The 4,752-nt window shown below is 50.5% G+C and carries 3 protein-coding genes; 2 read left to right on the forward strand and 1 reads right to left on the reverse strand.

The annotated features are described in order from the left end of the window. Window positions 1-174 precede the first annotated feature (174 nt). The gene (locus AC3B8H_RS18665; RefSeq protein WP_488443037.1) at window positions 175-675 is read right to left on the reverse strand and encodes an aspartate carbamoyltransferase; all 501 of its coding nucleotides are present in this window, start codon (window positions 673-675) and stop codon (window positions 175-177) included. A 425-nt stretch (window positions 676-1,100) separates the two neighbouring features. Here AC3B8H_RS18665 and AC3B8H_RS18670 point away from each other — a divergent pair, with 425 nt between their 5' ends. Both AC3B8H_RS18670 and AC3B8H_RS18675 read left to right on the forward strand, forming a co-directional pair. Then, window positions 1,101-2,147: an AAA family ATPase gene (locus AC3B8H_RS18670; protein WP_488443038.1), complete on the forward strand. Its 1,047-nt coding sequence runs from the start codon at window positions 1,101-1,103 to the stop codon at window positions 2,145-2,147. After that, window positions 2,148-4,628 (forward strand): S8 family peptidase, encoded by a 2,481-nt coding sequence (locus AC3B8H_RS18675; protein ID WP_488443039.1) that lies wholly within the window; start codon window positions 2,148-2,150, stop codon window positions 4,626-4,628. The last annotated feature ends 124 nt before the right edge of the window (window positions 4,629-4,752 follow it).

The following is a 4,752-nucleotide window of genomic DNA, read 5'->3' on the forward strand; positions in this document are numbered from 1 at the left end:
CGCGGCTACTAATTCCCGTCATGGACTTAGGGGGCTACCCCAAATAAATGGGAAATATATCGACAAGCCGAGCCCCGCTCTGAAAACACCCGGGCGCGTTCCCTGAGCGGAGCCGAAGGGAACCCTAAAGCCGGCACTCTGCAAGTCCCGGCAACAAGGCTCTCGAATCGCCGCCTATTCGGTCGGCGTAGCGTGGTGCTGGTTGTGGCCCGGCAAAGTCGCGCTACCATGCTCCGCGACTTGCGCGTCGAACCAATGGTGTAACGCGGTCAGCAGTGGCGCATATTCGGTCGAAAAATGGATTTGCCCGCCGTCGGGCAGCAACTTAAAGTCGTAGCGAATCTCGCCAGGCTGAGCCGCTTTCATTTGCGCCAAACCGGGCATGTCCGAGCCGTGATAGCGTTCCGTCGAAGAAAAATCGCCTTTTTGAAATTCGGCGGCGGTTTGCCGCAGATAATGTTGTATCCGCCGGATCTGTTCAGCATCGTTCGCCGATTTCGCCACGATATGTAGGATGCCGCCGTGCACGGTCTTGGAGAAGGACTCCAACGCCTGCTCCCTATCGTACGGCGCCGCTTGCCCATGCGCCGGAGCCGGCGACGGTGGCGCGGCCTCTGGTTTCGCTTCCGCCCCAACTGCGAACAGGGCAACGATCAATAAAATCACGGTTTTCATGGCCTCCTCCTAGTCGAATCGACATTCCGAACGCTGAAGCTCAGTAGACCCAGACTCGCGGCGGTAGTTCAGCCGAAATCCGGTGGACGGCGTGAGTCGATTCGCGAGCGCGAAAACCGTTACTCGCCGAATTGCATCGAACTTAATCCCGGCCGCAACGGCCGCCAATATTGGGATCGGTATTTGATGACTTACATATAGCAAGGAGCAAGGGGTAGGCTTTACGTGATGTCAATTCAGCGTGAGTTACGCACTGGATTTCATAGGGGGTTACGGAATCGAGGATATCGTCCCTCAATTGACTTGGTTTTTCTCGCATTCAGATGTAGGGTACGCGTTGCGTATCTTTAAAGACCAACGTGGCGGTGAATTCCAAAGAGTACGCGGCGCCCACCCCATGCGGCTATTAACGCAAACATAGCCTTATGAATTACACTAAAAGCAAAATTTCAAGTTATCAATTCCCGATCCTAATCATCATGGCCGTTGCTAATCAAATCAAAGCATTGCTTAAGTCCCACGTTGATGGTGACGATGCCATGTTTTTGTCGATTGCCATGCAAATGGCTGCTCAGGAAGCAAAAAAAGGACACGGCAACCTAGCGAAAGAAATACGCGATTTGATCGACTCGGCCAAAGGCCGACCTAAACTCTCAGACTCAAAAACCATTCCTTTGGCAAAGCCCAAAGGCGAACTTAGCCAGTTACTGAACGTTTCCTATCCCAAGTTACGATTGGTGGACATGGTACTTTCTGAAAACATTCAGGCCAAGCTGGATCGATTGATCAAAGAGCATAAGCATGTTCAAAAGCTGCGCTCTCATGGCTTGTCACCTCGAAAAAAACTGTTGTTGGTTGGCCCTCCTGGAACCGGCAAAACCATGACCGCATCAATTTTGGCCGGCGAATTGGGTCTGCCACTTTTTATCGTCAGACTAGAAAGCCTGATGACCAAATATATGGGCGAGACAGCGGGTAAATTGCGCTTGATCTTCGATGCCATCGAACAAACTCGTGGTGTTTATTTGTTTGACGAATTCGACAGCATTGGCTCACAACGCGGTAATGCTAACGATGTCGGGGAAATACGCCGAGTACTAAACAGCTTTCTACAAATGATCGAGCAAGATAGCTCGGACAGCCTGTTAATTGCGGCTACCAACCATCAAGAGTTACTGGATCATGCACTGTTTCGGCGTTTCGACGATCTAATCGAATATGAGTTGCCGGCCAAAAATGAAATCATCGCGGCAATCAAATCTAAACTGGGTAGCTATAAAACGTCCCGCATATACTGGTCGAAAGCGGCCGAAGCTGCTGAAACTCTTAGCTATGGCGACATTACCCGAGCTTGTGAGGAGGCCATCAAGGATGCAATTATTCATAACAAAGAAGCGGTCAGCCACACGGACTTGATACATTCCATAAAAGAACGGCGACTGGTTAGACAAAAACAACAAATCACGCTTTAAATGGCCGAAAACAGCAAGGAACGCCTTCCACACTTATTGATTCAAAATTCGGCAACGGCTGAACGTTATTCACGCCCCTCTAGACCAAACAGTGCTGGTATCAATACCCCAGCCAGGAATCGCCAATCGCACGCCGAACAGCTTCTTGAGCAAATTCGGCAAATCCAATCTCAAGAAACCGGCATTATCGAACAGCAAAAAGCCTTTGGCCTGGATGTCAGTAATGGCATTTATCTGGCTTTTGAAAGCGAACCGGACTTTGAACTCAAATTTGCCAGCTTGGAATTCCAGCCAAGCGGTATCGAGCTTTGTAACGTTAAGCTTGTTGATAACAAAACTATTGCGACTATTTTTGTGCCGGAAGGCAAGCTAAGCCACTTTCTAAAGAAGATATCCCAATATCAACTCGAAAACACCCCCAAAAATCAACCAAAAAACAAAGACTTGGTCGAGGGTATAACAGCGATCAAACTCGCTGCCTTGGATGCTCTTTGGACGGACGAGCAGGAATTAATGCCCAATGTGGGAGAGTCGATTTGGTGGGAAGTGTGGCTAAGACGATCGGGCAAAATCGACTACGAAGCCTTTCTGCGTGACCACGCCCTTCAGCTTGATATTAGAGTTGGCGCAGAGTCCATTCATTTCCTCGATAGAATCATCGTCCTGGTATTTGGCACCCGCGAGCAAATCAGTCATTCCATTCACTTGCTGGGTGCAATTGCTGAACTCAGAAAAGCCAAGGATACCGCCGACTTTTTCACCAGTATGAGTCGTAAAGACCAACGTGCCTGGATTGAACAAACCCTAGAAAACTTGACGTCACCGCCCGATGCCGCGCCATCGGTTTGTATTTTAGATACTGGCGTCAATCCAGCGCATCCGTTGTTACAGTCGGTGGCGGAAACGACCGACATGCATTCTTATCTCCCCGCATGGGGTACAGATGATCGACATGGGCACGGCACCAATATGGCAGGCTTGTCAATCTATGGCGACTTAACTGAGTCACTGGCAAATCCATTACCTATACAGCTCACACATCGGCTCGAATCGGTAAAAATCACGCCGAACCCCGACTTTCACAACGATAAATCACTTTTCGGCGCGATTACCCGAGACAGTATTGCCAGGGTGGAAATCGAAGTCACCGACCGGCAACGCGTGTTTTGCATGGCGATATCCACCACGGACGACAGGGACCGTGGGCGTCCGTCGTCCTGGTCGGCCGCGATTGACGCCATCACATCCGGTTATGAGGACGAACAGCAACGACTGGTTATCTTGTCGGCGGGCAACACCGATCCACAATATAGACACCAATATCCCGACAATAACCTCACCGACGAGGTTCATGACCCCGGTCAATCCTGGAATGCGCTTACGGTCGGCGGATATACCGATAAAGCCTGGCTGGACACGGTTACCAATCCTGGGTGGTCACCACTAGCACCCCCAGGCGGCTTGGCTCCAGCCAGTTGCACATCCATGGATTGGCAGAAAACTTGGCCAATCAAACCGGACATTGTCATGGAAGCCGGTAACATGGCTACCAACCCCGCCTATGTGGAAGCCGATTACATTGATGATGCACTGCAATTGCTAACCACAGGCCACCAGTTTGCTTTGGGCAAACAGTTGGTTTCCTTTGGCGACACGAGTGCAGCTGCCGCTTTGGCCGCAAACTTGGCGGCAAAAGTACAAGCTTTATATCCAGACTATTGGCCTGAAACCATCAGAGCGCTACTGATTCATTCCGCCCAATGGACACCCGCTATGCAGGCGGTGTTTGCGCCGCTGACGACCCAGGACAAATATCGCCAACTCTTGCGATATTGCGGCTACGGCGTACCGGATGAAGAAACCTTGTTTTGGAGCGCACGTAACGAACTAACCCTGATCGCTCAAGACGTCATCCATCCTTACACGAAGGAGGGCAGTGAAGTTAAAACCCGTGACGTTAACTTGCACACGCTGCCATGGCCTGCAGAAATCTTGCGCGACTTGCCGCCAGAAACTCAAGTCAAAATGAAGGTCACTTTGTCGTACTTCATCGAACCGAATCCTGGCTCCAGAGGCTGGGTCAATAAATACCGCTATGCATCCCATGGCTTACGTTTCGATGTACGCCGGCCATTGGAAACACTGACCGAATTCAAACAGCGCATCAATCAAAAAGCCCGAGACGAAGAACACGCTTATAACGGTGCTAAGCCAGACAGCGGCGAATGGCTTTTGGGCGAGAAATTGCGCAGCTTGGGTTCCGTACATTCCGATACTTGGACAGGCCAAGCGGCGGAACTTGTCTTGCGTGGCTATATCGCCGTCTATCCGGTGGTGGGCTGGTGGAAAGAGCGAGCAAATTTGGAGCGTTGGGGGAAGTCAGCTCGTTATGCGTTGATTGTGAGCATTAAAACGCCTAATGTGGAAACGGACATTTATACGCCAATAGAAAACCAAATCAGCGTTTCAGTCCTAGTTTAGCCTAATCAATCTCCCCAATAGCTCGGCAGGCTGGGTAAAAACGTTGCTTAACATCACACTGAAACGACAAATATGGCCAATCCGCAACACATCGGACATCACCATGCGTCACCAGGATAAAATG

The sequence above is a fragment of the Methylomonas sp. BG-2 genome, assembly GCF_057766305.1.